Source organism: Bacillus cereus group sp. Bce019, from assembly GCF_051781745.1.
In the GTDB taxonomy this organism is placed as follows: domain Bacteria; phylum Bacillota; class Bacilli; order Bacillales; family Bacillaceae_G; genus Bacillus_A; species Bacillus_A cereus.
This window is the reverse complement of the sequence record NZ_JBPWJX010000007.1, coordinates 134,060-157,875: the sequence shown is the minus strand read 5'-3', so window position 1 is coordinate 157,875 and position 23,816 is coordinate 134,060. Positions and strand designations below refer to the sequence as shown.

Below are 23,816 nucleotides of genomic sequence, written 5' to 3'. Positions count from 1 at the left end.
TTTTTCATATACATAATGTGAAACTTTAATCAGCGGGGGTCTTACTGCCCGACAAATAGCGGGATAAATAACTTTTCTGCATAAGGATTAAAAAACATTCCAAGTTCATCTAGAGATTTCCTCACCTGTAAAAACGAATGAAACTCTGGATATATATCTTGTAATTGCTCATATGATAATGTATGCATTTTCCCCCAATGCGGACGCCCTTCATACTTCAGAAAAATTTTTTCCACTTCGCCAAAGTAGGCAGCATATTTCATACCTTTATACATATGAACAGCAATATACGCTGAATCTCTTCCATAGGCTGGACTAAGCCATATATCATCCCCTTTTACATAGCGGCATTCGATCGGGAAGTGCACCTTATACTTTTTCTTTTCAATAAGATTTGAGATTTCTTCTACCACCGTCCTCATATACTTTGAAGGAATGCTATACTCCATTTCATAAAATGGTACCGTACGTGATGTAGCAAATACTTCATAGCTCGGGCCAATTATTTTTGTATTTGGTACAGCTTTAGCTGATAATCGACTCACTCCTTTACTTATAGAAGGAAACCATTTACACCCTTTAGATAGTAAAGAGAACATCCTATTTTCAAGTAACTCCACCTTTAATTTATGCCATTTCAAATCACTGCCTTGATTCGTTGTTTCGTTCGTAAGTTTTACTTGTACTTCATCAGAATAAGGAAAAACGAAAAATTCAAAATGACGCTGCTTCTTATATTCTTCTAGTTTGTTCATTACAGTGGATAATGACTGTTTTTCACTTTCATAAACGAGTGAATACGCTGGAATAACCTTTAATTTTATCTTTACAATGATACCTAACATTCCAAGTGACAACTGAAACGCTCTCCAATATTCTACGTTCTCAGTTTCCGAACAAACTATACTCTCACCATTAGATAAAACTGCCGTAATCTCTATAACTTGTGTTGATAAACTCCCAAAGGTAATACCCGTTCCATGAGTCCCCGTACTAATCGCTCCTGCAATAGATTGTGAATCAATATCCCCTAAATTTTCTTGCGCATAGCCTTTTTCCTCAAGTAACTTCCCTAAATCATATAACTTTGTTCCTGCCCATACTTCAGCAACCATCTTCTCTGCATCAATATTCACAATACCCTTCAATTCATCTAAAGAAACTAAAACTTCTTCCGTTTGCACAAGGGGGGTAAACGAGTGTCCTGAACCGACAACACGAATTTTCTTTCCCTTTTTTCGCGCAAGCCCCACAACTTCTACTACATCTTGTATACTTTCTGGATACATCGTATAATGCGGCGTTCCTTCTACATTCCCTGTCCAATTTCTCCACTTTTTCCCCTTTATAGAAAGCATTGGCCATCCCCCCGATATGTTGAATACTCCCCAACAATCTCTCCTTTTTTAACACGATACAAAAAAGGAAAGCGTTCACATAATTCACCAGCCTTACTATGACGAAACAAAATGGACTCTCCTATATCCACTCGTTCCTCGCCGTTATAAAAAATTGGCGTTTGTACCTCGCCAGCACCTTCTAAAGCTAATAGTTTTGCCCCCTTCGGTCTCCAAACTTCAGGCTCTTTATCTTTTCCAACTGCTCCTGAAGCAATATATCCACCACCTAGGCAAGTGTAAATAAACTGGACTGGTTTACGCACAACTGGTAAGGCAAATCCGACCGCTGGATAAAATTTCACCTCTTTATAATAATCAAACAGCTTCGGAGAATAAAAAGCAGAACCTACTGTAATCTCTGAAACTGAATTATCTTTCTCGGTTGTTTTTATACTTCCTGTTCCGCCTCCATTTACAAACCTTAGCTCAATACCAATGTTTTGTATTGCTTTTACAATATGTTCTCTTCTTTCTTTCACTTCTAGCACTGATTTCTGCTTTAAATACGAAATTACTTTACTTTTCAACCATTGATTCGGTATATGATCTCCCACCCCAGCAATTTGAGCTTCATAACCCATTACACCATCTAACATTAAATATGATGACCTTCTCACCTTTTCTACTACTTTCAACGCATCCTGCACATTTTTTACTGGGGATCTTTGTACACCAAAATGAAATTGAAAGAAACGACTACTCATATCAATATCCAAACAAACACGAAAACATCCTTTAGATTTCTCAGCAATGCTTTCTAAATACACAATATGCTCTTCACAATCCACCATACAAGTTATAATGAAACCTTTCTTTGTTAACAAACTAATTTCATACAAAGCTCTCTCATCATAAGCAGGATATCCAAGCAATAAATCATTAAATCCTTGTTCTATTAAAAATAAAATCTCTCTAGGTGAAAAGCACATAACACCTTGAAATCGATCATTTGCAGCTAGTATCTTTTGCATAATCGGAACAGAGCGTAACGATTTACTCGCTATACGAATCTTTTTATTTCCACTTAACTCTATAATCGATTGAATATTTCTATCTAAAGCCATTTCATCCAAAAATGCACACGGTAATGGAACTTCTTTAAAAATTCCTCGATCCACATTTTTCTCTCCTCTTCTCAATATGTCTTATACATATTGGAAAGAAAGTGTGATTTTCCTGTTTGCAAATAAAAAAAGTTTCTTCTTTACGAAGAAACTTTTTGAAACTACTTCATAGAAATAGTCGCCTCTACTGGATAATGATCAGAGTAATCATTATACGTATATTTTTGGAACCATGATGTAACAGTCCATTGTGGAGATTTCGGCTGTAACACCTTATTCTCTATATATGATGGGTTCGCATGGTCTTTACTTGCAATAATATAATCTAAATACTCAGCAGGACTATCAGGGAAATTATATTTTGCAATACTGTTTGTCGTTGCGTCCCAAGTCGCTGTATGTCCAGTATAAGATGGTACAGAAGCGTTCAATGTTTTAAACATAGATGCATACTCTGAATCATTCTTGTTCTCTGCATTTATTTTATTTACGTTCATATCACCACCAATTAACACATACTCATTATTTGGTATATTTTTATTTTTAATAAAATCTTGAATTTCTTTTAATTGGTTCGTACGTACAGATGCTGGTGAAGTTTTTCCGCACATACTATCTTCAGCCTGCAAATGCGTCCCAATCACGTGAATGAAACGATCATTTTTCTTAATTTTCGTGTATACAAATCCTTTATTCGATAAATTATCTGGCCCGCATCCTTTTGCAAATACATATTGAATCCTTTCAGCGATTGGCCATTTGCTCACAATCGCAACGCCACCATCTTCAGGAGTTGAAGATGAATAGTTTCCTAACGTTTTATCCCATTCACTTCCACTACTACGACCTAATACTGCTGTTTGATTTGGATATTCTTTCTTCAAATTCCCTAATAAACGATCTGAAGCGCTATTATCAAACACTTCATTTAATATAACTACATCTTGATTCTTTATATAATCTGCCGCCCCGATTAAATCAGCACGCTCAGTTTGTCCCCAGTTCGGATATAAGTTTGTTGATAGCATATATACATTATGCGTCATCACTTTTAATGTATCATTTTGATTTGTAGACGCTTCTGCTTGAGCTGACGTTCCGCTATATAAAGCTCCTAAAACAACACCTAAGCTAAGTACACCTTTTAGCAATTTACCTTTCACGTTTCATACCTCCATGTATTGTATAGTGATAAAAAGGCCAAATACTCTATTCTGAGATTTGACCTTTTTTAAATACTTAACGATTTCCGTACGTATCAAACCAAAGCTGAATATATCCAGCAGTAACACGTTGTGCATCCATTAAACGCTTACCTGTCATTGGTGTAACTTCAGCGCGCCATTTATCTGCATATTCTTGTGATACAGCAGCTCTCACGAACCAATCCTTCGTATTATCATTTACAATGCCAGCGTAATCTTGTTTCGCAACTACTGCCGCTCCATGAATCCAATCTTCTGGATTCGTACCTTTCCAGTTCCAATATCCATTTCCATCCGTTACTTTATAATTATCTTTTATCGTATCTACAAAGTTTTCATATTTAGAATGGAATCCTTGTGGATACGATAGATTCGTAAAGTTTGCCGCATGCATCGGTTGGTTTACATCCCCTAAATAATGAAGAGATAATCCTAAATAGAAGAACGCTTGTTTCATATCTTTATTTTTATAAGACTCACCAGCTAATTTAAAATATTTAGCTCCTGTTTCCTTTGCTTGCTTTGCATACGGAATATAAGTTTTCCCATTGTCAGGGTCATAGAAATGTGAAGCAAATGTGCTATTATCATAATAAGGATTTTCATAGTCAGCAGCATAAATACCGTTCTCTAACTCAGTACGCCATTCATTTAATAGTGCAACTCGATCTTGTTTTACAAGTGTTGTATTACGAGACATAATATCAATTGCACGGTTTACAATCCATAAATGAGAATTCACGCCTTCTTTATGTTTATCTTCAGCAGACCAGCGCGGAATAACTCCAAATCTCTGTGCCCCATCATTTTCATGAGCAAATGCAACACTTTGTAATGGAGCAACTAATGTAATAGCTGCTGCTAAAGCAAGTACTTTCTTTTTCATATAAAATCCTCCATTTTATAATTGAATTATTGTAAACATTTTGTTAGGATCCTATGATGTCGTCCGGTTAACCTATGACTAGAATATCCCACCTTTCACGAAATTTCTATCACTAAATTAAAATATGCAAATGTTCATATCATTATAACTTTATACACAGTGAATATAATGAATGAATACACTTTCATTTTAATAAACTATTATTAAGGCTTGTCTAAACTAATGTAAAAAAAAAGTAAAGCATCTGAATGCTTTACTCTTTTTTTCTATTCGATAATATACTTGGCAATTGTACATTAACTGCTAACTTATGAATAAATCCAAACACTAGTCCAATCCCAATAAATATGTATAAGATTGTAAATATCTTTCCGAAATCAGTTTGCGGACTAAAATTCCCATCACCGACAGTCGTCAACGTGACCACACTAAAATATAAAGCGTCAATAGGACGTAATCCTTCAACTGTACTATAAAAAATCGTACCCGATATTAAAGTCAAAATTGTTAATACAAATAATACTTGAAATTCTTTATCTTTCCACGCTCGTAAACAGGCTCTTAACATTCGCTTTAAAGTTAACAAAAATGAAAGCATTAGATTCTCCTTCCAAACAAAAATACATTTAGTCAAAGGAAAGTCTATCACCTTTCAGTATAGAAAAAAAGTAGCCCTCTTCTATTTCTAGAAAAGGGCTACTCTATTTGATTCTATCTTATTTAGGTGAAACAAGAATTTTCACTTGTGTTTTATCTTTTACAAGTGCTTCAAATCCTTCTTCAACAACTTGATCGACTATAATTTTTTTCGTAATTAATTTCTCTGCTTGAATTTGACCAGAGCTAATTAGTTTAATAACAGCTGGGAAGATGTGACGGTATCCTAAAATACCAATAACTTCTTTTTCTTTTAATACTAAGTTATTCGGAGTAATTGTTGCATCTTTTTCCCATACACTAACAATTACAGTTTGTCCTTCGAAGCTTGTACTTTCAATCGCTTGACGTAGTACAACTTCAACACCTGTTACTTCAAAGCTAACATTTACACCTAAACCATTTGTTAAGTTACGAATTTCAGCTAACACATCTTGAGTTGCTGGATTTAATACATAATCCGCACCTGCTAATTTCGCTAACTCTTGACGTTCTTTAGAAAGTTCAACTGCAATAACAGGAGTTGCTCCTGCTGCTTTAGCTGCTTGGATTACAAGAAGTCCAATTGGACCGCAACCAAATACTGCTACAGCTTCCCCTTCTTTTAATTTACTTTGACGTACTGCATGAACTGCTACTGCTGCTGGTTCTACAAGCGCACCTTGTTCATACGTCATTTCATCTGGAATGTGATGAACCATATCTTCTGGTACTACTGTATATTCAGAGAAACCGCCGCCTTCTCCGCCAAGACCGTGGAAAACAAGTTGTTCACAAACATTGTAATGTCCATGTTTACAAGCTTCACATTTACCACAAGAATAAATTGGTTCTACAACAACGCGGTCTCCCACTTTATGAGATGTAACTCCTTCACCAATCTCTATTACCTCACCACTAAACTCATGACCTAAAATAACAGGTGCTTTCACATGTGTTAATGGATGTTCTTCTGTTGGAATAAAAATAGGTCCTGCTAAATATTCATGCAAGTCTGTTCCACAAATACCACACCATTTTACTTTGATTTTCACTGTTCCTGGTTTTACTGTTGGTTCTGGTACTTCTTCTACTCGTACATCACGTTGATTATGCCAAAGTAGTGCTTTCATTTTATACATCCCTCTCTATGTATATACTTAACCTGGTGAAGTTTACAATTCTATTATAATACTTCTATCCATATATTTCAAAAAAACAATCACATTCCCACTAATTTTTTACAAATAACGTTCAATATTTTGTCACTTTGTACTTTTTTCCACATCTGTTAATTCAATTTCATTGCAGGTGAAATTAGCATTATGCCATAATAGCATAGGAGAGGTGAATATCGCTTGAAATATTTTATTTACTTTATCGTTATCGTGGCATTTTTAGATACATTTTCACAATTACCTATTATGAGTACTTTCGCTCAAAGCCTTGGAGGAACCCCTCTTATTATCGGGCTAGTTGTCGGTATGTACTCATTCGCTAATATGATCGGTAATATTATTGCTGGAGCCGCTGTCGATAGATTTGGTGCAAAAAAAATCCTTTATATAAGCATGGGAATTACGAGTTTCATAGTCTTGTTATACACCGTTGTTCAAAGTGGTGAACAACTATTAGTTGTTCGCTTTATGCATGGATTTAGTGATGGCTTTTTAATTCCTGCTGCCTTTACATTTTTATCAAAACAAACAAATGCAAAAAGACAAGGAAAAGCAATGGCTCTATCTGGTGCTGCTGTTGGAACAGCGGCAATCGTAGGACCTGCTTTCAGCGGTATTATGAAAGCAACAGCTGGCGTAGAATGGGTCTTCATTACTATTTCTATTTTAATGGCTCTTGGTACGATCGTATCTCTATTCTTCTTACCAAATAACGTATCAAGAAAAGATACATCAAGAACACAAATGATGAACAAAGAAGATATGGTTGAACTTTTAAAATCAGAACCGTTATTACAAGCATATATTGGTGCTTTTACATTAATGTTTTCACAAGGAATTGTCACTTACATGTTACCAGTAAAAGTTGAGGCATTAGCGCTTAAAGCATCCACAACAGGCATGATGTTAAGTGTATTTGGTATAACTGCTATCCTCTTCTTCCTGCTTCCAACAAATCGTATTTATGATCGATTTAATCGTTCGAAACTAATGCTAATCGGAATTGCAGTTATGGCATTCGCATTATCTTTACTCGGATTATTTGCTACAAAAGGTATGCTCTTTATCGTAATGATGATTTATGGAATTGGATTCGCAATCCTCTTTCCGTCTATTAACGCTTTACTCGTTGAAAATACTACAGACGATAATCGCGGAAAGGCATTCGGATTATTTTATGCCTTCTTCTCATTAGGAGTTGTTGCTGGCTCCTTTACAGTCGGCGCAATCGGAGCATCACCTAGCGTCAGCTTCATTATCGGGACAGCATTTTTATTAACATTTGCTGGGATGATTTATGTAAGAAGCAAAGTAAAAAAGACAATGATGGGATAATCCATCGTTGTCTTTTTTAAATGCATATTGATATAATCCGTAATATAATGGAAGCGTTGGAATAATGCCAATTAATTTAAATATAAAAGGTAACGGCTCATCTCCCTCTTCATATAAACGAAAAACAAAAACTGCAGTTAAAGTCCAAATGACGCTAAACAAGAAGATACATTTCCAAACAATTGAGGTTAATATTTGTATATCAAATACAAAACCAAAGAGCCCTATCGAATAGAACTCTTTTTGCCCAATATATTACTTTTGTGTATAACCAAATAACAATGTAAATAAATTGAGCCGTAAAGGCAATAATACATCTCTTCTTTTAAACAGAAAGTTTATAAATACTGACGATACTTCGACAATTTCCTCGGAAATATTTCCTTTCCCCACATAATTTGATACACTACACATGAATAAACACTTGTATTACATAAAGTGAAACTTTAATCAGTGGGGGTTTTGTTCATCCCCACTGATTATTAGTTGAACCAATCGGACTTTTACGGGCAGTTGATCTCCCACCTAACTTCTTTACTTCCGCTGAATTTTGAGGTGGGGATCTTACTGACCGTTAATGCGGGATAAACTAAAATAATAACTTACTGTACAAATCAAAAAGCACACTCTTCATATGAAGAATGTGCTTTTATGTTATTAACGTTTAATCCAAACAGCGCCTGCCGATTTATCTTCTGCCTGTCCAACAACTTGGAATTTAAGTCCAAGGTTTGGAACTTTTCTTCCTGCGTCTGCAATTTGCTTGTTACTATATACTTTTGAATCATCAAAAGTTGTAACACCTTGTAATCCAGAATAGTTAAACTGACCACGTGTTAATGAATTTACACTCCATGCTGGTGTTTTATCAAATGAAAATGCAGCATCTGCAATTTGCATGCCCGTATTACCGTATGCTGGTTTTCCGTTTAAATTACCAACTAGCGCTTCTGGATGAGAATCTACAACACCAAGGAATCCTTCACCTGGATGCACCCCAACCCAGTTATCTTTGAAACTATCATCTGCATACCAAACGACAAGGCCTGTATTATACACTGGACCTTTTCCTGCTTTTAAACCATTATCTGATCCCGCATAGTTTCTCCACTCTAAGTAGTAATAATGAGCTTTCTTCTCTGTCCCATCAGAAACAACAAAACCATTTAAATTCATTTTAGACTGTCCTTCTACATCATCAGAAAATACAACTTGTCCATCAACAGTTACATTTACATTGTCCATCGCAAAACCTTTATATGTTACAGCCGGATCTGTAATATAGTCGAATTGTAGTTTCACTTTTTTGCCTTTAAATTGACTTAAATCATATGATTTATCAATCCATTTCCCATCTGTTGTATCTTTATCTCCTTGGACTACTTTTTCCCCAAGTCTATCAATTAATGTTTTCGTTCCATCTTCTGTTACTGCATGTACTTCGACGAAATCGCACTCTGCTTCTAACTCATAATTTGCTTTATAATCGAATTTTGCATTTGTTCCTTTCGTTAAATCAAAGAATGGTGTCTCTAACGTTGTATGCATATCATCGCCTCTTGTACTATAATATGCATGCTTTCCAAACTCCGGTTTAATCGTTTCAACACTTTTACCTGGTAAGTTAACACGTACAACGCCTGGACGATTTGATTTCGTAACACTTTGATCAATATAGGTAGGAACTCCCACACCACTCTTAATTTTATCGTAATCTACTTCTAATATTTTTGCCCAGTTGCCACCCATATTCTTTTGTAAGAAATCTTTATTTTGTGGTGAAAAACTAGTCGGCTCTGTTCCTGCGATTTTCCCTGTCCAACTACCTCCACTCATTAATGACCAAGCTTCGACTGGTGAACCATTTCCAGTATATTTCGTGTCATATTCATCTGGTAATCCAAGATCATGTCCAAATTCATGTGCAAACACACCTACAGCTCCATCTTCTGGTTCAATTGTGTAATCATGTGCTGCTACTTTACCACCAAAGTAATCTACCTTTGATTTCGTACCTTCAATCGCTACTGGATCTACTGCTAATTTTGAACGATGTGACCAGATCGCATCATCACCTAATTTACCGCCACCAGCTTCTTGACCAACACCAGCATGGATTACCATTAAATGATCAATTACACCGTCAGGTTCATTTTGATTCCCGTCCCCGTTTGTATCATATCTATCAAATTGATCAAACTGGGATAAATCTAGTCCTTTCTCAGCAGCTGCATGCAAAGCTTCTTTCACTAAATCACGTGCACCCTTTGGACCTTTATTATCGTGACCACTGCTACCATCAGCTCCATAATCAGATGCTTTTCCTGGAACAGTTAGCCACTCCGTTACATATCCATCTGTCGTATAACTACCACCAGACTGCTCTTCATAGTATTGTTTAAACGTTTTTACTTTTGAACCATCAAATAAAGTATACGGCTCATTACCGAACAACATCTTTTGATAATGTTCTCTACTAAAGTCTTTCGAATACATATAACCTGGTGTTTGATCAATATTATTATGTTTATAATCACTAAATTCAACGAGTAACACTAATACTTTATCCGATCGAACAGATCCCTTATATGGAGCTTGCTTTGCTTTTGAAGTTGGAACTTGCCCATTCAATTGCTTTTTATTTGGTTCTGGCTTTTGCTCAAGGCTAACATTTTTTTCAGCCTTTTTTACATTTTCCTTTTCTTCCATCTTTTTCTCTTTTACTTTTTTTGTGAAATCAGACGTTTCTTGTGAGTGAGCATCTGGAAGAATTTCTTTATTCGCCTGATCTCCTTGTTTCTTTTCAATATATTGCTCAACAGCTTTTTTCGTCTCTTCTTTAGAAGATGCTGGATTAATTGTTCCTCTTTCTTTCAGTGCTTCCGCTAAACGATCTTCTTGAATTAAATTGTAATCAATTGGTGTTGTAGATACATTATCTTTCTCTTTTGCTGGCGTTTCTGCATATGCTAACGGAGCACTCATTACAGATGTACATCCGATAATTGCCGCAATTGCTAATGATGACAACACTTTAAATGGTGCTTTTCTTCTCATTCCATTTCTCCCCTTTATAAAACTTAAAATTCAGATAAATCGGTGCATTTTTGTCGAAATCTCTGTTTACTACCCTCCCTATATAAAAAGACATAATTCTATAAACGTTAAGCTTTCTGTTATAGAATCATGCCCTCCAGTTCTCTGGTCAGACCCTCTATCTTTTTATCCCTTGGTTCAATTAATAATCAGTGTGGGGATGAACAAAGCCCCCACTGATTAAAGTTTCACTTTATATCGAAATATGAAAAATAAAGAGTTATGTGATATATATTAAATATCTTATATAACAAATTTAAAAGACAATATGCAAAATTGCATGAAAATTCTTTTAAATAAAAAAGAATCCTAGTCAATTAAACTAGGATTCTTGCTTTTCTATTATTTCTCTTGTGTTTTTTCCCAATCAGCTAAGAATTTCTCAATTCCTTGATCTGTTAATGGGTGCTTCACTAATGAAGCAATTACGTTTGCTGGGATTGTTGCAATATGTGCACCGTTTAATGCTGCGTCAGTTACGTGAACACTGTGACGTACAGATGCTGCAATGATTTCTGTTTCGATGCCATGAATCGCAAAGATTTCTGCGATTTGACGAATTAAGTCCATACCGTTATGACCGATATCGTCTAAGCGACCTAAGAATGGTGAAACGTATGTTGCACCAGCACGAGCTGCAAGTAACGCTTGAACTGCTGAGAATACTAATGTAACGTTTGTACGAATTCCTAAGTCAGAGAATGCTTTTACTGCTTTTAAACCTTCTGTTGTCATTGGAACTTTTACAACAACGTTTGGAGCAATTTTCGCTAATTCTTTTCCTTCTTCGATCATTTTATCAGCTTCTAAGCTAATTACTTCTGCACTTACAGGACCTTCTACAACGTTGCAAATTTCACGAATGCGCTCGTGAAAATCTACGCCTTCTTTTGCTACAAGTGATGGATTTGTCGTTACTCCAGCTAATACGCCTAATTCATTTGCCTCTTTAATTTCGTTAATGTTTGCTGTATCAATAAAGAATTTCATTTGTTATTCTTCCTTCCTAATTTTCATTTTATATTTATTTTTTTTTCTTAATAAGCTCTAATTCAATCGGAATAGATTTGTCCACTTTTTTACCTTGTGTTATCTCTTTTGCTGTTTGCATCGCCTTCTCTCCGATTAATTCTGGTTTTTGAGCGACTGTTGCAGCCATACGCCCATCGTTAACCGCTTTCACAGCATCTTCTGTTGCATCAAATCCAACAACTACTACATCTGTTTTTCCAGCAGACTTCAACGCTTCAAGTGCACCTAATGCCATCTCGTCGTTATGAGCAAACACGGCTTTAATATCGCTATTTGCTTGCAAAATGTTTTCCATAACAGATAATCCTTTCGCCCTATCAAAATCAGCCGCTTGTTTTGCAACTACTTTTAAAGACTTATCGGCTACGTTATGGAATCCTTTCCCACGTTCACGAGCGGCAGAGGATCCAGGGATTCCTTCTAACTCAGCAACGTTTGCTCCTTCGCCGACTAATTCACGAATGTAATCACTAGCCATTTGACCACCTTCAATATTATTAGAGGCAATGTGAGAAACAACCTTACCTGAATTTGCAACGCGGTCTACTGTAATAACAGGAACGTTCGCTGCATTTGCAGCACTTACCGCTGAAGCAACAGCATCTGAATCGGTCGGGTTAATAACAACTACATCGACACCTTTTTGAATTAAATCTTCAACATCGTTCGTTTGCTTTGCTGCATCATTTTGTGCATCAACAGCAATCAATTCAATGCCGCTTTCTTTCGCCTTCTTTTCTGCACCCTTTTTCAAAGTTACAAAGAAGGGATTATTTAAAGTTGAAACAGAGAATCCAACTTTAATAGTTTTATTTCGACCTTTATCGCTAGAATCCTTTGCCCATTCTGGCGGTTCCATTGAACAACCAGCAGTAATGACCATAATACATGCAACGAGTATAAGTAACCATTTCTTCATGAACTGTCCCTCCATTACGCTTCTTTTCTGCGATCAATTAATACAGCTAGTAAGATTACAAGTCCTTTTACAACTTGTTGGAAGAAAGAAGATACACCTAATAAATTTAAACCGTTATTTAGTACACCGATAATAAGTACACCGATGAATGTACCAACAATCCATCCTCTTCCCCCAGAAAGACTTGTTCCACCTAATACAACTGCTGCGATTGCATCTAATTCGTAAGAAGTACCTGCAGTCGGCTGTGCAGAATCTAATCGTGATGTTAAGACAATACCTGCAAGCGCTGCCAAAATTCCGGAAAGACCGTAAATCATTACTTTAATTCTCGTAACATTAATACCTGATAGTGCTGCTGCTTCTTCATTTCCACCAATTGCAAATGTACGGCGACCAAATGTCGTTTTCTTCAAAATGAAGTACAGTACTGCGAAAGCGATCATCATTGTAACAGCGGGTACCGGAATACCAAGAAAATAACCACGGCCAAACATTTGGAACATTAAATGATCACCAAGACCAGTGATCGGACGTCCGTCCATATAAACAAGCGTCAACCCACGAAAAATAGTCATTGTTGCTAAAGTTGCAATAAATGGAGCTACTTTTCCTTTCGCAATGATGATACCGTTTACAATTCCCATTACAAGACCTGCTAATAGTCCAACTGCCATTGCAAGGAACGGATCCATGCCACTTGCCATCATTCCAGCAACAAGTGCACTTGATAATGCTAAAATAGAACCTACCGATAAGTCAATACCCCCTGTTAAAATTACGAAGGTCATTCCGAATGCAATAAGCGCATTAATCGATACTTGACGCAGTATATTAAATAAATTTGGAATTTCAATAAACGCTGGATTTAAAGATGTAATTACGACGATAATTAATACTAAACCGATTAAAGAACCAAGTTGTTGTAATACATTCCCCTTCTTAGCCATCCTTACTCTCCCCCTGTAGCTAGTGCCATAATAGACTCTTGTGATGCCTCATCTTTCCCTAAAACTCCGCCGACTTTTCCTTCATGAATAACAAGAACTCGATCACTCATCCCTAAAACTTCCGGAAGCTCAGATGATACCATAATAACGGCATCGCCTTGCTCTGTAAGCTTATTCATGATAGAGTAAATTTCTTTTTTCGCTCCAACATCTACACCTCTTGTTGGCTCATCTAAAATGAGTAATTGCGGATGAATGCCTAGCCATTTTGCGATTACAATCTTTTGCTGGTTTCCACCAGAAAGAGATTTCACTGCCTGCTCTCCGCTAGATGCTTTCACATTAAGAAGCTTCATCATATCCTCTGTAAACTGTTGTTCTAGCTCATTGCTTAGAACACTTCCCTTTGAAAGATTTTCTAAATTCGGTAAAGCTAAATTTTCTCGAATTGAAAAATCTAACACTAATCCTTCAGACTTTCTATCTTCTGTAATGAAAGCAATTCTTTGTCTAATTGCATCTATTGGACTATCAATCTTTACTTCTTGTCCATTTATAAAAATTTGTCCAGAGTCTAAAGGTTCATAACCAAATATCGCTTTCATAATATCAGTGCGACCAGCCCCCATCAAACCAGCTACACCAAGGATTTCACCTTTCCTCACTTGAAACGAAACATTTTCAAATTTCCCTTTCTTCGTTCCGTTACGCATTTCAAAAATGACATCACCAATTTGACTATTTCGCTCTGGGTAACGTTCACCAATGCTGCGCCCCACCATCATACTCACTACTTCATCAAATGATGTTTCTGGAATTAATCTCTTTCCGACGTATTCTCCATCACGCAAAATCGTAATGGCATCACATATTGAGAAAATCTCTTCCATACGATGCGAAATGTACACGAATGAAACACCTTCTTTACGTAACTTATTGATTACTGTAAAGAGCGTTTCGATTTCACGATCCGTCAGTGCCGCAGTAGGTTCATCCATAATAATAACGCTCGCGTTTGTCATTAACGCTTTCGCAATTTCGATAATTTGCTGTTGTCCAACCGATAGTTCCTCTGCTAACATAGCACCTCTTACATGCAATCCTAGTTCTGCTAGTTGCTGCTGCGCAATCGCGTTCATTTGTCGAGTGCGTAAAATACCTGTTTTCCCATACATTAACTCTTTACCGAGAAACATATTTTCAGCTACTGTTAAATTCGGCAATATGTTTAGTTCTTGATGTATAAATGCGATGCCGTACTCTTCAGCTTCTTTCGCATTTTTAAAGGTGCGCTCTTGCCCATCAATCGTGATTGTCCCACCATCTTTTTTGTATACACCTGTTAAAATCTTCATGAGTGTTGATTTACCCGCTCCATTTTCCCCCATCAATGCATGAACTTCTCCTGTTTCAATCATAAACTGTGCATTCTTCAAAACAGGATTTCCATTGAACGCCTTTGAAATGTTTTTCATTTCAATATGCATTCCCATCACTTCCCTTTATTAAAAAATCACGCCTGCATGTAAAATTACATTTGCATAAGGCGTAGCCTCGCCTGTACGAATAATCGCCTTCGCTTTCTTTGTATGCTCTTTAAATTGCTCATGAGATACATACTCAAATGCTGGCTCTATTAATTTCTGCCCTATTTCTTTATTTACTTCCGCATTATTTATAATGACTTCTTCTGCTAACGTCACTTTTTCGATTTCCATATCATCAGCTACAACTTGTAACACCTCTAAAAAACTCGGTTTTCCAATCTCAACAGCTAAATCAATTCGTTTTACTCCATCCGGAATCGGTAACCCGCAATCAGCAATTACAACCGTATCTGTATGCCCAAGTGAAGCAAGGACTGCTGCGATTTCACTATTTAATACACCGTACTTTTTCATCCAACAATCACCTGCACTTCACGTACTCGATCTCTCGTTGGCATACCGCCCTGTGCCCCAAGTTTCGTTACAGAAAGACCACCGGCAATATTCGCGAAACGAATTGCTTTTTGAAGTGTCTCTCCTTCAGAAAGTGCAACTGCTAACGCACCATTAAATGTATCACCAGCTCCAGTTGTATCAACTACATCAACAGCAATGCTAGGAACATGTACAATCTCCGTGCCATTATGGAAACGAACACCGTTAGAACCTTCTGTCATCAATAATTTATTTGGATACTTCGCCAATAAATCTTCAATTGGTGAGATGAAATCATCTAATACGATGCGGCACTCATGTTCATTTGGCGTAATATAAGTTGCTTTTTCTAAAATTTCTTCTGATAAAACTTGTGCTGGCGCTGGATTTAACATAACAGGAATATTATGTTCCTCACAAATAGCCAATACATATTTTACTGTTTCAAGTGGAATTTCTAATTGAAGAACAACCATATCCGCTTTTACAAGAAGGTCTTTGGAGCGATCTACAACTGACTTATTTACAAGAGCATTTGCCCCTTGTACGACAACAATACTGTTATCTTCTTCTGCTAAAACGATATGAGCAATTCCTGTCGTTCCATCTGTAACCGGTACCACATAATCGATAAAAATGCGTTCGTTCTCTAAATTTTTTCTAACTACTGTTCCATAATCATCATTTCCTACAGCTCCAACCATTGCTACATTTGCTCCTAATCTAGCTGCAGCAACTGCTTGGTTTGCCCCTTTCCCTCCTGGGATTGTATGAAACGCTTCACCAATTACTGTTTCTCCTGCTTTCGGCCGTTTTTTTGAAACAGCCACTAAATCCATTGAAATGCTTCCTACTACTGCAATATTTGGCATCTGTTTCATCTCCTTACTTCGTTGTATTTCGTTCTATAATTTCAATCGGCAAACGATAGTGTTTCTCTTCTAATGTATTTCCTTCCATTTGCTCTAACAACAACTCTGTTGCAATTTTCCCCATTTCATATATCGGTTGTGCAACTGTTGTAATAGATGGATACATCATTTCCGTTAAAGAAATTCCATCAAATCCGATAATTTGTAAATCATCTGGAATGGCAATCCCCTTTTGAAGTGCAGCCTTTACAATACCAATCGCAATTAAATCATTCCCAGCAACAATACCATCAATATGCGGATATTCTTCTAATAATTCCATCGCTACACGCTCACTATTTGCTGGATCAAACGTACTCTCTGCAATCATATACGAAAGATTTTTTTGCGTAATAACGTCTACAAAACCTTCAAAGCGTTCATTTGCAGTACTCACATCACGTGGACCGCGAATATGTGCAATATGTTTACATCCTTTATCTAGTAACAACTTTGTCGCAGCCTGACTTCCTGCATAGTTATCTGCATATACAGTAGGAATACGCTCATTAAACATACGGTCAATCGCAACAACCGGAACAGATAAATTCATGTAATTAACACTATTTTGTGGATTCGTTGCTACAATAAATCCATCTACATTATTTTGTCTAAGTACATCAATATATTGTTTCTCTTTTTCTAAACTTTCATCAGAGTTACAAAGGACAACTGTGTAACCTTGTTTATGTGCTACATCTTCTACGGCACGTGCAACTTCCGGAAAGAATGGATTCACGATATTTGGAACAACTAAGCCAATTAAACGAGACTTTTTATTATACAGTGAACGCGCTACTGTACTAGGCTTATAATCTAACATCTCAATTGCACGTTCTACCTTCTTTAATGTATCTTCATGAACATATCCATTTTTATTTAAAACTCTGGAAACGGTCGCAACAGATACTCCCGCTAATTTCGCAACGTCTTTGATCGTACTCATTCTCTTTTCTCCTCATTTCATGTAACCGTTTACAGAAAATAATATAACGTATTTCTAAAAATACGTCAATCATTTCTCACTAAAAAGCTTTTAAGGTTATACTCAAAAAAGCACCGCCATAAGGCGATGCTTCTTCATTACGAGTATGATACAGTTTTTTCTTTTTCTTCAACAGCAGGCTCTTCAGCATCTTTTTTACGATCTGATAGTTTAATTTTTTGTAAGAAAATCGTAAAGATGGCACCTACTACGATAAATACTAATCCTGTTAAGAATACAGTATGAAGCGAGTCTACTAAAGAGTTTTTCAAAATAGGTACAATGCTGTTAGCAAACGCTTCTGGCATTTGTTTTAATGCCTCTGGGCTAAATAGCATCGAATATAAACCTTGTGGATCTGTGTGAATCATATCTTTAAATTTCGTTACCATTTGTCCCGCTTCTTTCGGGAATGTATCTAATACAGGTACTAATTTATTTGTTAACGTTGTACCTGAAGTGTTATTCATAATTGATCCTAAAATTGTAATACCAAATGTTCCACCAATTTGACGGAAGAACTGACTTGATGACGTTACGACACCAAGATCTTTTTTCGGGAAGCTTTCTTGTAACGCTAATGTTAATGTCGGCATTACAAGACCCATTCCTAAACCGATAACCATCATATAAGAAGTAGCTGTAAGCTTCGTTGTGTGCATATCCATCGTTGTTAATAACCAAAAACCACCGGCCATAATAAGCATACCTGCGATAATTTGTGGTTTTACACCAACTTTTAATACAAGTTGCCCACCGATAATACTCATTACAATCATTGTAATCATCATTGGAGTCATAATTGTTCCTGATTCAGCAGCACTTACTCCTACAATACCTTGCATGAAGAATGGTACGAACATAATCGCGCCGAACATTCCAATACTCATAAAGAATCCAATCGCATTCAGTATTGTAAATGTGCGATTTTTAAAGAAATGCATTGGTAAAATCGGCTCTTCAGCTTTCGTTTCAACAATAACAAAGCTAACGATACCAATTACAGCTAGTGCGAATAAACCGATAATTTGCCAAGAATCCCATGCATAATCTTTTCCGCCAAACGTTAGCGCAAGTAATAAACTTACAACACCTAGAATCATCGTAAAGATTCCAGCGATATCAATTTTAATTGGTCCTGTTTGTTTATGTGATTTTAATCCCATTGCAATAAAGATTGTTGCTAAAATACCAACCGGTAAGTTAATGTAGAATACCCATCTCCAGTTCACTGCATCTACAATCCAACCACCAACTTGCGGTCCAATTACAGAAGCAAGACCGTATAACGCACCAAAAATACCTTGCCATTTCGCACGTTCTTTTCCCGTGAACATATCTCCAATAATAATCATAGCCATTGGCATCATAATACCGCCACCAAGACCTTGAATACCACGGAAAATAATTAATTCTGTCATACCATTCGCCATACCACATAACGCCGAACCAATCATGAAAATAACTAGCCCTGTTATATATACGTTACGACGACCAAGTAAATCCGCTAATTTACCTGCAATTGGTACAACTGTCGTTGATGTTAACATATAAGCTGTTGTTAACCATGTCATTAAACTTAATCCGCCTAGGTCACCGACGATACGTGGCATTGCTGTACCAACAATTGTTCCATCTAATGCAGCAAATAGCATCGCGATTACTAAACCGATTAACAACAACTTTCTATTTTGATTTTCTTGTTGCTCCATGTAATCTCCTCAATTCCTCTTAGTTATTCTCTTTTTTCTCTTGTGTCCCGCAAATAATGGTTTCTAACTTCTCAAAGAGACGTAATAAATCTTCTCTTTCTTGCAACTCTAAATGTGAAAAGTATTTTGCAATATGCTCGTTGCGAGCTGTCATTGCCTCTTCTACTCTAGCTTTCCCCTTTTTCGTTAACTCGATGATGACAACACGACGGTCATCTTTGTCGTGATAGCGTTCTACAAGTTCTTGATCGATTAGACGATCAATCATCACTGTAATCGCGCTAGGCTTCACATACATCTTTTTTGCTAATGTTGTCGCTCTTGAAGCCCCATAATGATCTAAAATCTTTAAAATATAAAACTGCGGTGGTGTAAGTCCTGTTGCTTGCATTTGTTCTAATAACTCCGTCTGCATTTTCTTTCCAATCGAAAAGGCAAGAGCTTGAATTTTATCGATATGCGTCATATCATTTGGCATGTTATCCACCTCTTATTTAAACAATAAAATATTTAACGTATTTAAATATTAATCCCACGAACAAAATCCGTCAATACTTTTATTCATAAAAACGTTTACATTTTTGTCACAAAGTTGTATAATTTTCGACGAAGTTAATATTGACAGTCACGGAGAAACGGAGTACACGGCTATGAATCATAAAAAAGGAAACTTTTTTATATTTCATGGCCTTTTTATATTCTCTGTCTTAAAACGCTTCGAATTAATTAGGGGAGGATTTTCATTTTATGTTTTTCACACAATTATTTAAACCTGCGCCCCACGCGGAACGCTTACCAGCTGATCGCGTTGATAGCGAATACCGTAAATTACGTTTACAAGTATTCTTAGGTATCTTCATCGGTTATGCAGGCTACTACTTTGTTCGAAAAAACTTTTCACTAGCAATGCCATACTTAATCGAGCAAGGCTTTAGTAAAGGGGAACTTGGGGTTATCCTTTCAGCAGTTTCTATTGCTTACGGATTAAGTAAATTTCTTATGGGTATCGTATCCGATCGTTGTAATCCTCGCTACTTTTTAGCAGCTGGGCTATTTTTATCAGGTATCATTAATATTATTTTCGGCTCATTTTCTTTCATTACAACGAGCATTATACTTATGTTTGTACTTCAGTTTTTAAATGGATGGGTACAAGGTATGGGATGGCCTCCTTGTGGTCGTACGATGGTTCACTGGTTCTCTATTAGCGAACGTGGTACAAAAATGTCTATTTGGAACGTCGCTCATAATGTTGGCGGAGCGCTTATGCCTTCCCTTGTAACATTAGGCTTATACTTCTTCGCAGATGACTGGAAAAGTATTTTTTACTTCCCAGGTATTCTTTCAATTTTAGTTGGTATTTATGTATTAATTACGATGAAAGATACACCTCAATCTTGTGGACTACCTTCTATTGAAGAACATACTGGGGAATATCCACCAGATGAAAAAGTAAAAGATCGCGAACGCGAACTTTCAGTAAAGGAAATTTTATTTAAATACGTATTAAACAATAAGTTTTTATGGTACATCGCTATTGCGAACGTTTTCGTATATTTCGTACGTTACGGCGTTGTAGACTGGGCTCCTACTTATTTAGTAGAAGAAAAAAGCTTTACTCATAGTAGCTCACGTACTGCTTACGCTCTATATGAATGGGCCGGTATTCCAGGTACACTTCTTTGCGGATGGATGAGTGATAAACTATTTAAAGGACGTCGTGCACCTGCTGGTATTCTATTTATGGTTGGTGTATTTATCGCAGTTCTTGTTTACTGGTTAAACCCTCCTGGTAATCCAATGGTTGATAGTATCGCACTTGTCGCAATTGGATTTTTAATTTACGGACCGGTTATGTTAATTGGTCTACACGCTCTAGATTTAGCACCAAAGAAAGCTGCTGGAACTGCAGCAGGCTTAACTGGATTCTTCGGTTACTTAGGCGGAGCAGCTTTCGCTAGTGCAGCTATGGGCTTTATCGTAGATGCATTCGGATGGGATGGCGGATTCATCTTATTACTTGCATCTTGCGTACTTGCAATGTTCTTCCTTGCTCTTACTTTAAATACAGGGTCAGTAAAATCAAAACAAGCTTAAATAATATATAACAAGCATAAAAATAGCTCTTAGCATTTACATACATGCTAAGAGCTATTTTTTATTTTCATTGCTGTTCCTACTAATGATAACAACCCATTCCTTCCCTACTATAAGATTAAAAAATTTGATGAAACACCTTTATTAAAACGGCTAACGTAACAGATGCAGCAAATCCCCCTAAACAAATAAGACTGACACCTTGGCTATATGACAAATTTTGAAATGATTTCATTACTTCCATCCTCCCTATCTCCCCTTTGATACTTTTATTTTACCAATGGGAAAAATTTCATAACATCGATTTCTCTAACAACTAACTTACAAATTTGTAAGTTAACATCTTTTCAACTTATATATCTAGTATTTCCACAAATAAGAGTCATTTATACATAAAAAAAGACCTCAGTTATACTAAGGTCTTCGTTACATTCTATTTCATTTTACAATCATCACTGGACATTTCACACGCTTTGCTATTTTATGACTTACACTTCCCAGCACCATTTCTTGCAGTGTATTGAGCCCTCTACTTCCAGCAATGACAAGATCTATATCTCCTGTATTCACATATTGAACAATTGTATCTCCAGGATCACCATGTAATATCGTAATTGTATAAGAAATGTTCTCTTTCTTTAATAAACCTTCAATCTCTTTTAATTTATCTTTTCGACTAGCTGATATTGTTTCTAAATCTGTTTGACCTTGTATAATATCTGATTTTGCCGTTCTATTATCTACTACGTACACAACTTCAACATTTGTTTCTTCGCTACATTTTGCAATATATGTTGCATGTTCCGCTGCTCGAAGTGCATGTTCAGAACCGTCACATGCTAATATAATTTGTTTGTACATATGCTGAATCCCCTTTTCGTTATCCTACTCGTATTATATAATAAAGCCCCCTAAAAAGGAGGCTTTTAACTAGCAATTCTTTTATTATAAGTAGCTAAATTTGCAACAAGTTTTGAGCTACGTTCATTTAATCCTGTTATACTTACTTTCACGCCACTTTGTTCATATTTCATAATAACTTTATCAATTGATGCCACTGCCGAATCATCCCATACGTGCGCATGAGTAAAGTTCATTTCGATTTCTTTTATATCTTCATCCAATGAAAAAGCATTTATAAAATCTGCTGTAGATGCAAAGAAGAGTTGACCGTGAATTTCGTATATTTTCTTATTTTCAATATATAAATGTTTCACGTGAATCTTTGCCATATTGAATGCAAATAAAACCGCACTAATTACTGTTCCGATAATTACACCTAATCCCAAATTATGAGTGATAAGAACGACCACGACTGTTACGATCATGACGAATGCGTTCCCTTTTGGCACTTTATGAATCGTTGCTACAGAGTTCCAATCAAACGTTCCGATTGAAACCATAATCATAACTGCAACTAAAGCTGCCATCGGAATATGAACGACATAATCTCCTAAAACGAATAGTAATACGATTAAAAATCCGCCCGCTACAAATGTTGATAGGCGACCTCGTCCACCTGATTTAATATTAATAACAGATTGACCAATCATTGCACAACCTGCCATTCCTCCGAAGAAACCAGCAACAATGTTTGCGATCCCTTGTCCGCGTGCCTCTTTATGCTTATTACTTTCCGTATGCGTCATATCATCTAAAACTGAAGCTGTTAATAATGATTCTAGTAAACCGATAATTGCAAGCATAACTGCATAAGGTAAAATAATCCCTAATGTCTCAAGTGTAAAAGGCACGTCAGGAATACTAAAGAACGGTAATTCTTTCGGCAAGCTTCCCATATCCCCTACTGTTTTCAACTGTAATCCGCTCATAAGTGCAATACTTGTCACAATAATAATGGAAATAAGTGTAGACGGAACAGCCGTCGTAATACGTGGAAATACATATATAATTACAAGACCTAATGCGACAAGTGCATACATTTGCCAATTTGCATTTTTAAAATGCGGTAATTGCGCTGTAAAAACTAAAATTCCAAGGGCATTTAAAAAACCACTCATAACTGACTTAGGGACAAACTTCATAAATGAACTCAGTTTGAACACGCCAAAAATAATTTGGACAATACCTGTTAATATTGTTGTAGCAAATAAATATTGCAAACCGTGACCTTTAACGAGCGTTACCATTAATAATGCCATTGCACCTGTTGCAGCTGAAATCATCCCAGTTCTTCCGCCAACAAATGAAATGGTAACCGCAATACAAAAGGCTGCGTATAACCCAACGGTCGGATCCACGCCTGCAATAACGGAGAAAGCTATCGCTTCAGGAATTAATGCTAAAGCAACGACAATTCCTGATAACACGTCCCCTCTCACATTAGAAAACCAGTCATTTTTTATCGTTTGAAACAAAATACCACTCCTCTACTCCTTTATCATTTGATTTTCTCCGTAAGAAAATCATGCCGACTGCACGAAGGTTATTATATAACGAGTAGAAGATTTTGTGCTATGTAAAAGTT

21 protein-coding genes and 1 pseudogene are annotated in these 23,816 nt (G+C 36.5%); 2 read left to right on the top strand and 20 right to left on the bottom strand.

Features of this window, described 5'->3' with window-relative positions:
- Positions 1-41 precede the first annotated feature (41 nt).
- The 6 genes from ACS2QP_RS12915 to bdhA all read right to left on the bottom strand — a co-directional run bounded on the left by ACS2QP_RS12915 (position 42) and on the right by bdhA (position 6,324).
- Positions 42-1,358: a D-arabinono-1,4-lactone oxidase gene (locus ACS2QP_RS12915; protein ID WP_000948913.1), complete on the bottom strand. Its 1,317-nt coding sequence runs from the start codon at positions 1,356-1,358 to the stop codon at positions 42-44.
- Positions 1,346-2,518, bottom strand: coding sequence for an amino acid deaminase/aldolase (locus ACS2QP_RS12910; RefSeq protein ID WP_000373737.1), 1,173 nt, complete (start codon positions 2,516-2,518; stop codon positions 1,346-1,348). The genes ACS2QP_RS12915 and ACS2QP_RS12910 overlap by 13 nt, the downstream gene beginning before the upstream one ends.
- A gap of 107 nt (positions 2,519-2,625) precedes the next feature.
- Positions 2,626-3,627 (bottom strand): sphingomyelinase C, encoded by a 1,002-nt coding sequence (gene sph, locus ACS2QP_RS12905; RefSeq protein ID WP_000676806.1) that lies wholly within the window; start codon positions 3,625-3,627, stop codon positions 2,626-2,628.
- A 76-nt stretch (positions 3,628-3,703) separates the two neighbouring features.
- Positions 3,704-4,555, bottom strand: coding sequence for a phospholipase CerA (cerA, locus tag ACS2QP_RS12900; RefSeq protein ID WP_000730995.1), 852 nt, complete (start codon positions 4,553-4,555; stop codon positions 3,704-3,706).
- 253 nt (positions 4,556-4,808) lie between these two features.
- Positions 4,809-5,153 (bottom strand): potassium channel family protein, encoded by a 345-nt coding sequence (locus ACS2QP_RS12895; RefSeq protein ID WP_000948210.1) that lies wholly within the window; start codon positions 5,151-5,153, stop codon positions 4,809-4,811.
- 118 nt (positions 5,154-5,271) lie between these two features.
- Complete coding sequence (gene bdhA, locus ACS2QP_RS12890; RefSeq protein ID WP_086412262.1) at positions 5,272-6,324, bottom strand: (R,R)-butanediol dehydrogenase; 1,053 nt, start codon at positions 6,322-6,324, stop codon at positions 5,272-5,274.
- Between the two features lie 225 nt (positions 6,325-6,549).
- Between bdhA and ACS2QP_RS12885 the strand changes: the two genes are divergently transcribed.
- Complete coding sequence (locus tag ACS2QP_RS12885; protein WP_153581975.1) at positions 6,550-7,704, top strand: MFS transporter; 1,155 nt, start codon at positions 6,550-6,552, stop codon at positions 7,702-7,704.
- Here the strand turns inward: ACS2QP_RS12885 and ACS2QP_RS12880 are convergent.
- The 11 genes and pseudogenes from ACS2QP_RS12880 to ACS2QP_RS12830 all read right to left on the bottom strand — a co-directional run.
- Positions 7,645-7,932: pseudogene (locus ACS2QP_RS12880) on the bottom strand (hypothetical protein); the annotation flags it as partial. The gene ACS2QP_RS12885 and the pseudogene ACS2QP_RS12880 overlap by 60 nt on opposite strands.
- Before the next feature lie 429 nt (positions 7,933-8,361).
- Positions 8,362-10,761 carry a M6 family metalloprotease immune inhibitor InhA2 gene (gene inhA2, locus ACS2QP_RS12875; RefSeq protein ID WP_153581973.1) on the bottom strand — a complete coding sequence of 800 codons (2,400 nt, stop codon included), beginning with the start codon at positions 10,759-10,761 and terminating at the stop codon, positions 8,362-8,364.
- Between the two features lie 381 nt (positions 10,762-11,142).
- Positions 11,143-11,790 (bottom strand): fructose-6-phosphate aldolase, encoded by a 648-nt coding sequence (gene fsa, locus ACS2QP_RS12870; protein WP_000667670.1) that lies wholly within the window; start codon positions 11,788-11,790, stop codon positions 11,143-11,145.
- A 34-nt stretch (positions 11,791-11,824) separates the two neighbouring features.
- Positions 11,825-12,751 (bottom strand): ribose ABC transporter substrate-binding protein RbsB, encoded by a 927-nt coding sequence (gene rbsB, locus ACS2QP_RS12865; RefSeq protein ID WP_332285104.1) that lies wholly within the window; start codon positions 12,749-12,751, stop codon positions 11,825-11,827.
- Between the two features lie 14 nt (positions 12,752-12,765).
- A complete protein-coding gene (locus tag ACS2QP_RS12860) occupies positions 12,766-13,701 on the bottom strand; it encodes an ABC transporter permease subunit (protein ID WP_153581971.1) in 936 nt (311 codons plus the stop codon).
- 2 nt (positions 13,702-13,703) lie between these two features.
- Positions 13,704-15,188 (bottom strand): ribose ABC transporter ATP-binding protein RbsA, encoded by a 1,485-nt coding sequence (gene rbsA, locus ACS2QP_RS12855; protein ID WP_153581970.1) that lies wholly within the window; start codon positions 15,186-15,188, stop codon positions 13,704-13,706.
- 18 nt (positions 15,189-15,206) lie between these two features.
- Positions 15,207-15,602: a D-ribose pyranase gene (gene rbsD, locus ACS2QP_RS12850; protein WP_000759843.1), complete on the bottom strand. Its 396-nt coding sequence runs from the start codon at positions 15,600-15,602 to the stop codon at positions 15,207-15,209.
- The gene (rbsK, locus tag ACS2QP_RS12845; protein ID WP_438882482.1) at positions 15,599-16,495 is read right to left on the bottom strand and encodes a ribokinase; all 897 of its coding nucleotides are present in this window, start codon (positions 16,493-16,495) and stop codon (positions 15,599-15,601) included. The genes rbsD and rbsK overlap by 4 nt, the downstream gene beginning before the upstream one ends.
- A 13-nt stretch (positions 16,496-16,508) precedes the next feature.
- A complete protein-coding gene (gene rbsR, locus ACS2QP_RS12840; protein WP_000104045.1) occupies positions 16,509-17,480 on the bottom strand; it encodes a ribose operon transcriptional repressor RbsR in 972 nt (323 codons plus the stop codon).
- A 137-nt stretch (positions 17,481-17,617) separates the two neighbouring features.
- Positions 17,618-19,231 carry an MDR family MFS transporter gene (locus ACS2QP_RS12835; protein WP_000437647.1) on the bottom strand — a complete coding sequence of 538 codons (1,614 nt, stop codon included), beginning with the start codon at positions 19,229-19,231 and terminating at the stop codon, positions 17,618-17,620.
- A gap of 19 nt (positions 19,232-19,250) precedes the next feature.
- A complete protein-coding gene (locus tag ACS2QP_RS12830; RefSeq protein ID WP_001132365.1) occupies positions 19,251-19,709 on the bottom strand; it encodes a MarR family winged helix-turn-helix transcriptional regulator in 459 nt (152 codons plus the stop codon).
- Positions 19,710-19,978: 269 nt separating this feature from the next.
- On the opposite strand from ACS2QP_RS12830, the gene glpT reads away from it, so the two are divergent.
- Positions 19,979-21,328, top strand: coding sequence for a glycerol-3-phosphate transporter (gene glpT / locus ACS2QP_RS12825; protein ID WP_000466385.1), 1,350 nt, complete (start codon positions 19,979-19,981; stop codon positions 21,326-21,328).
- Between the two features lie 118 nt (positions 21,329-21,446).
- On the opposite strand, the gene ACS2QP_RS12820 is transcribed toward glpT, so the two are convergent.
- The 3 genes from ACS2QP_RS12820 to ACS2QP_RS12810 form a co-directional block, all read right to left on the bottom strand.
- On the bottom strand, positions 21,447-21,563 hold the full coding sequence (locus ACS2QP_RS12820) for a DUF4027 family protein (protein WP_000834733.1): 117 nt from the start codon (positions 21,561-21,563) through the stop codon (positions 21,447-21,449).
- 203 nt (positions 21,564-21,766) lie between these two features.
- The gene (locus ACS2QP_RS12815) at positions 21,767-22,189 is read right to left on the bottom strand and encodes a universal stress protein (RefSeq protein ID WP_000277999.1); all 423 of its coding nucleotides are present in this window, start codon (positions 22,187-22,189) and stop codon (positions 21,767-21,769) included.
- A gap of 65 nt (positions 22,190-22,254) precedes the next feature.
- Positions 22,255-23,706, bottom strand: a complete 1,452-nt coding sequence (locus ACS2QP_RS12810) for a SulP family inorganic anion transporter (RefSeq protein ID WP_438882481.1) — start codon at positions 23,704-23,706, stop codon at positions 22,255-22,257.
- Between the last annotated feature and the right edge of the window lie 110 nt (positions 23,707-23,816).

Bases quoted from the DNA above. Each gene is read 5' to 3' on its own strand.
- ACS2QP_RS12915 (WP_000948913.1), bottom strand. From the start codon at position 1,358: ATGCTTTCTATAAAGGGGAAAAAGTGGAGAAATTGGACAGGGAATGTA.
- rbsD (WP_000759843.1), bottom strand. From the start codon at position 15,602: ATGAAAAAGTACGGTGTATTAAATAGTGAAATCGCAGCAGTCCTTGCT.
- fsa (WP_000667670.1), bottom strand. From the start codon at position 11,790: ATGAAATTCTTTATTGATACAGCAAACATTAACGAAATTAAAGAGGCA.
- rbsA (WP_153581970.1), bottom strand. From the start codon at position 15,188: ATGCATATTGAAATGAAAAACATTTCAAAGGCGTTCAATGGAAATCCT.
- ACS2QP_RS12835 (WP_000437647.1), bottom strand. From the start codon at position 19,231: ATGGAGCAACAAGAAAATCAAAATAGAAAGTTGTTGTTAATCGGTTTA.
- ACS2QP_RS12830 (WP_001132365.1), bottom strand. From the start codon at position 19,709: ATGCCAAATGATATGACGCATATCGATAAAATTCAAGCTCTTGCCTTT.
- glpT (WP_000466385.1), top strand. From the start codon at position 19,979: ATGTTTTTCACACAATTATTTAAACCTGCGCCCCACGCGGAACGCTTA.
- bdhA (WP_086412262.1), bottom strand. From the start codon at position 6,324: ATGAAAGCACTACTTTGGCATAATCAACGTGATGTACGAGTAGAAGAA.
- rbsK (WP_438882482.1), bottom strand. From the start codon at position 16,495: ATGCCAAATATTGCAGTAGTAGGAAGCATTTCAATGGATTTAGTGGCT.
- ACS2QP_RS12820 (WP_000834733.1), bottom strand. From the start codon at position 21,563: ATGAAATCATTTCAAAATTTGTCATATAGCCAAGGTGTCAGTCTTATT.
- ACS2QP_RS12815 (WP_000277999.1), bottom strand. From the start codon at position 22,189: ATGTACAAACAAATTATATTAGCATGTGACGGTTCTGAACATGCACTT.
- inhA2 (WP_153581973.1), bottom strand. From the start codon at position 10,761: ATGAGAAGAAAAGCACCATTTAAAGTGTTGTCATCATTAGCAATTGCG.
- ACS2QP_RS12895 (WP_000948210.1), bottom strand. From the start codon at position 5,153: ATGCTTTCATTTTTGTTAACTTTAAAGCGAATGTTAAGAGCCTGTTTA.
- ACS2QP_RS12860 (WP_153581971.1), bottom strand. From the start codon at position 13,701: ATGGCTAAGAAGGGGAATGTATTACAACAACTTGGTTCTTTAATCGGT.
- rbsB (WP_332285104.1), bottom strand. From the start codon at position 12,751: ATGAAGAAATGGTTACTTATACTCGTTGCATGTATTATGGTCATTACT.
- rbsR (WP_000104045.1), bottom strand. From the start codon at position 17,480: ATGAGTACGATCAAAGACGTTGCGAAATTAGCGGGAGTATCTGTTGCG.
- cerA (WP_000730995.1), bottom strand. From the start codon at position 4,555: ATGAAAAAGAAAGTACTTGCTTTAGCAGCAGCTATTACATTAGTTGCT.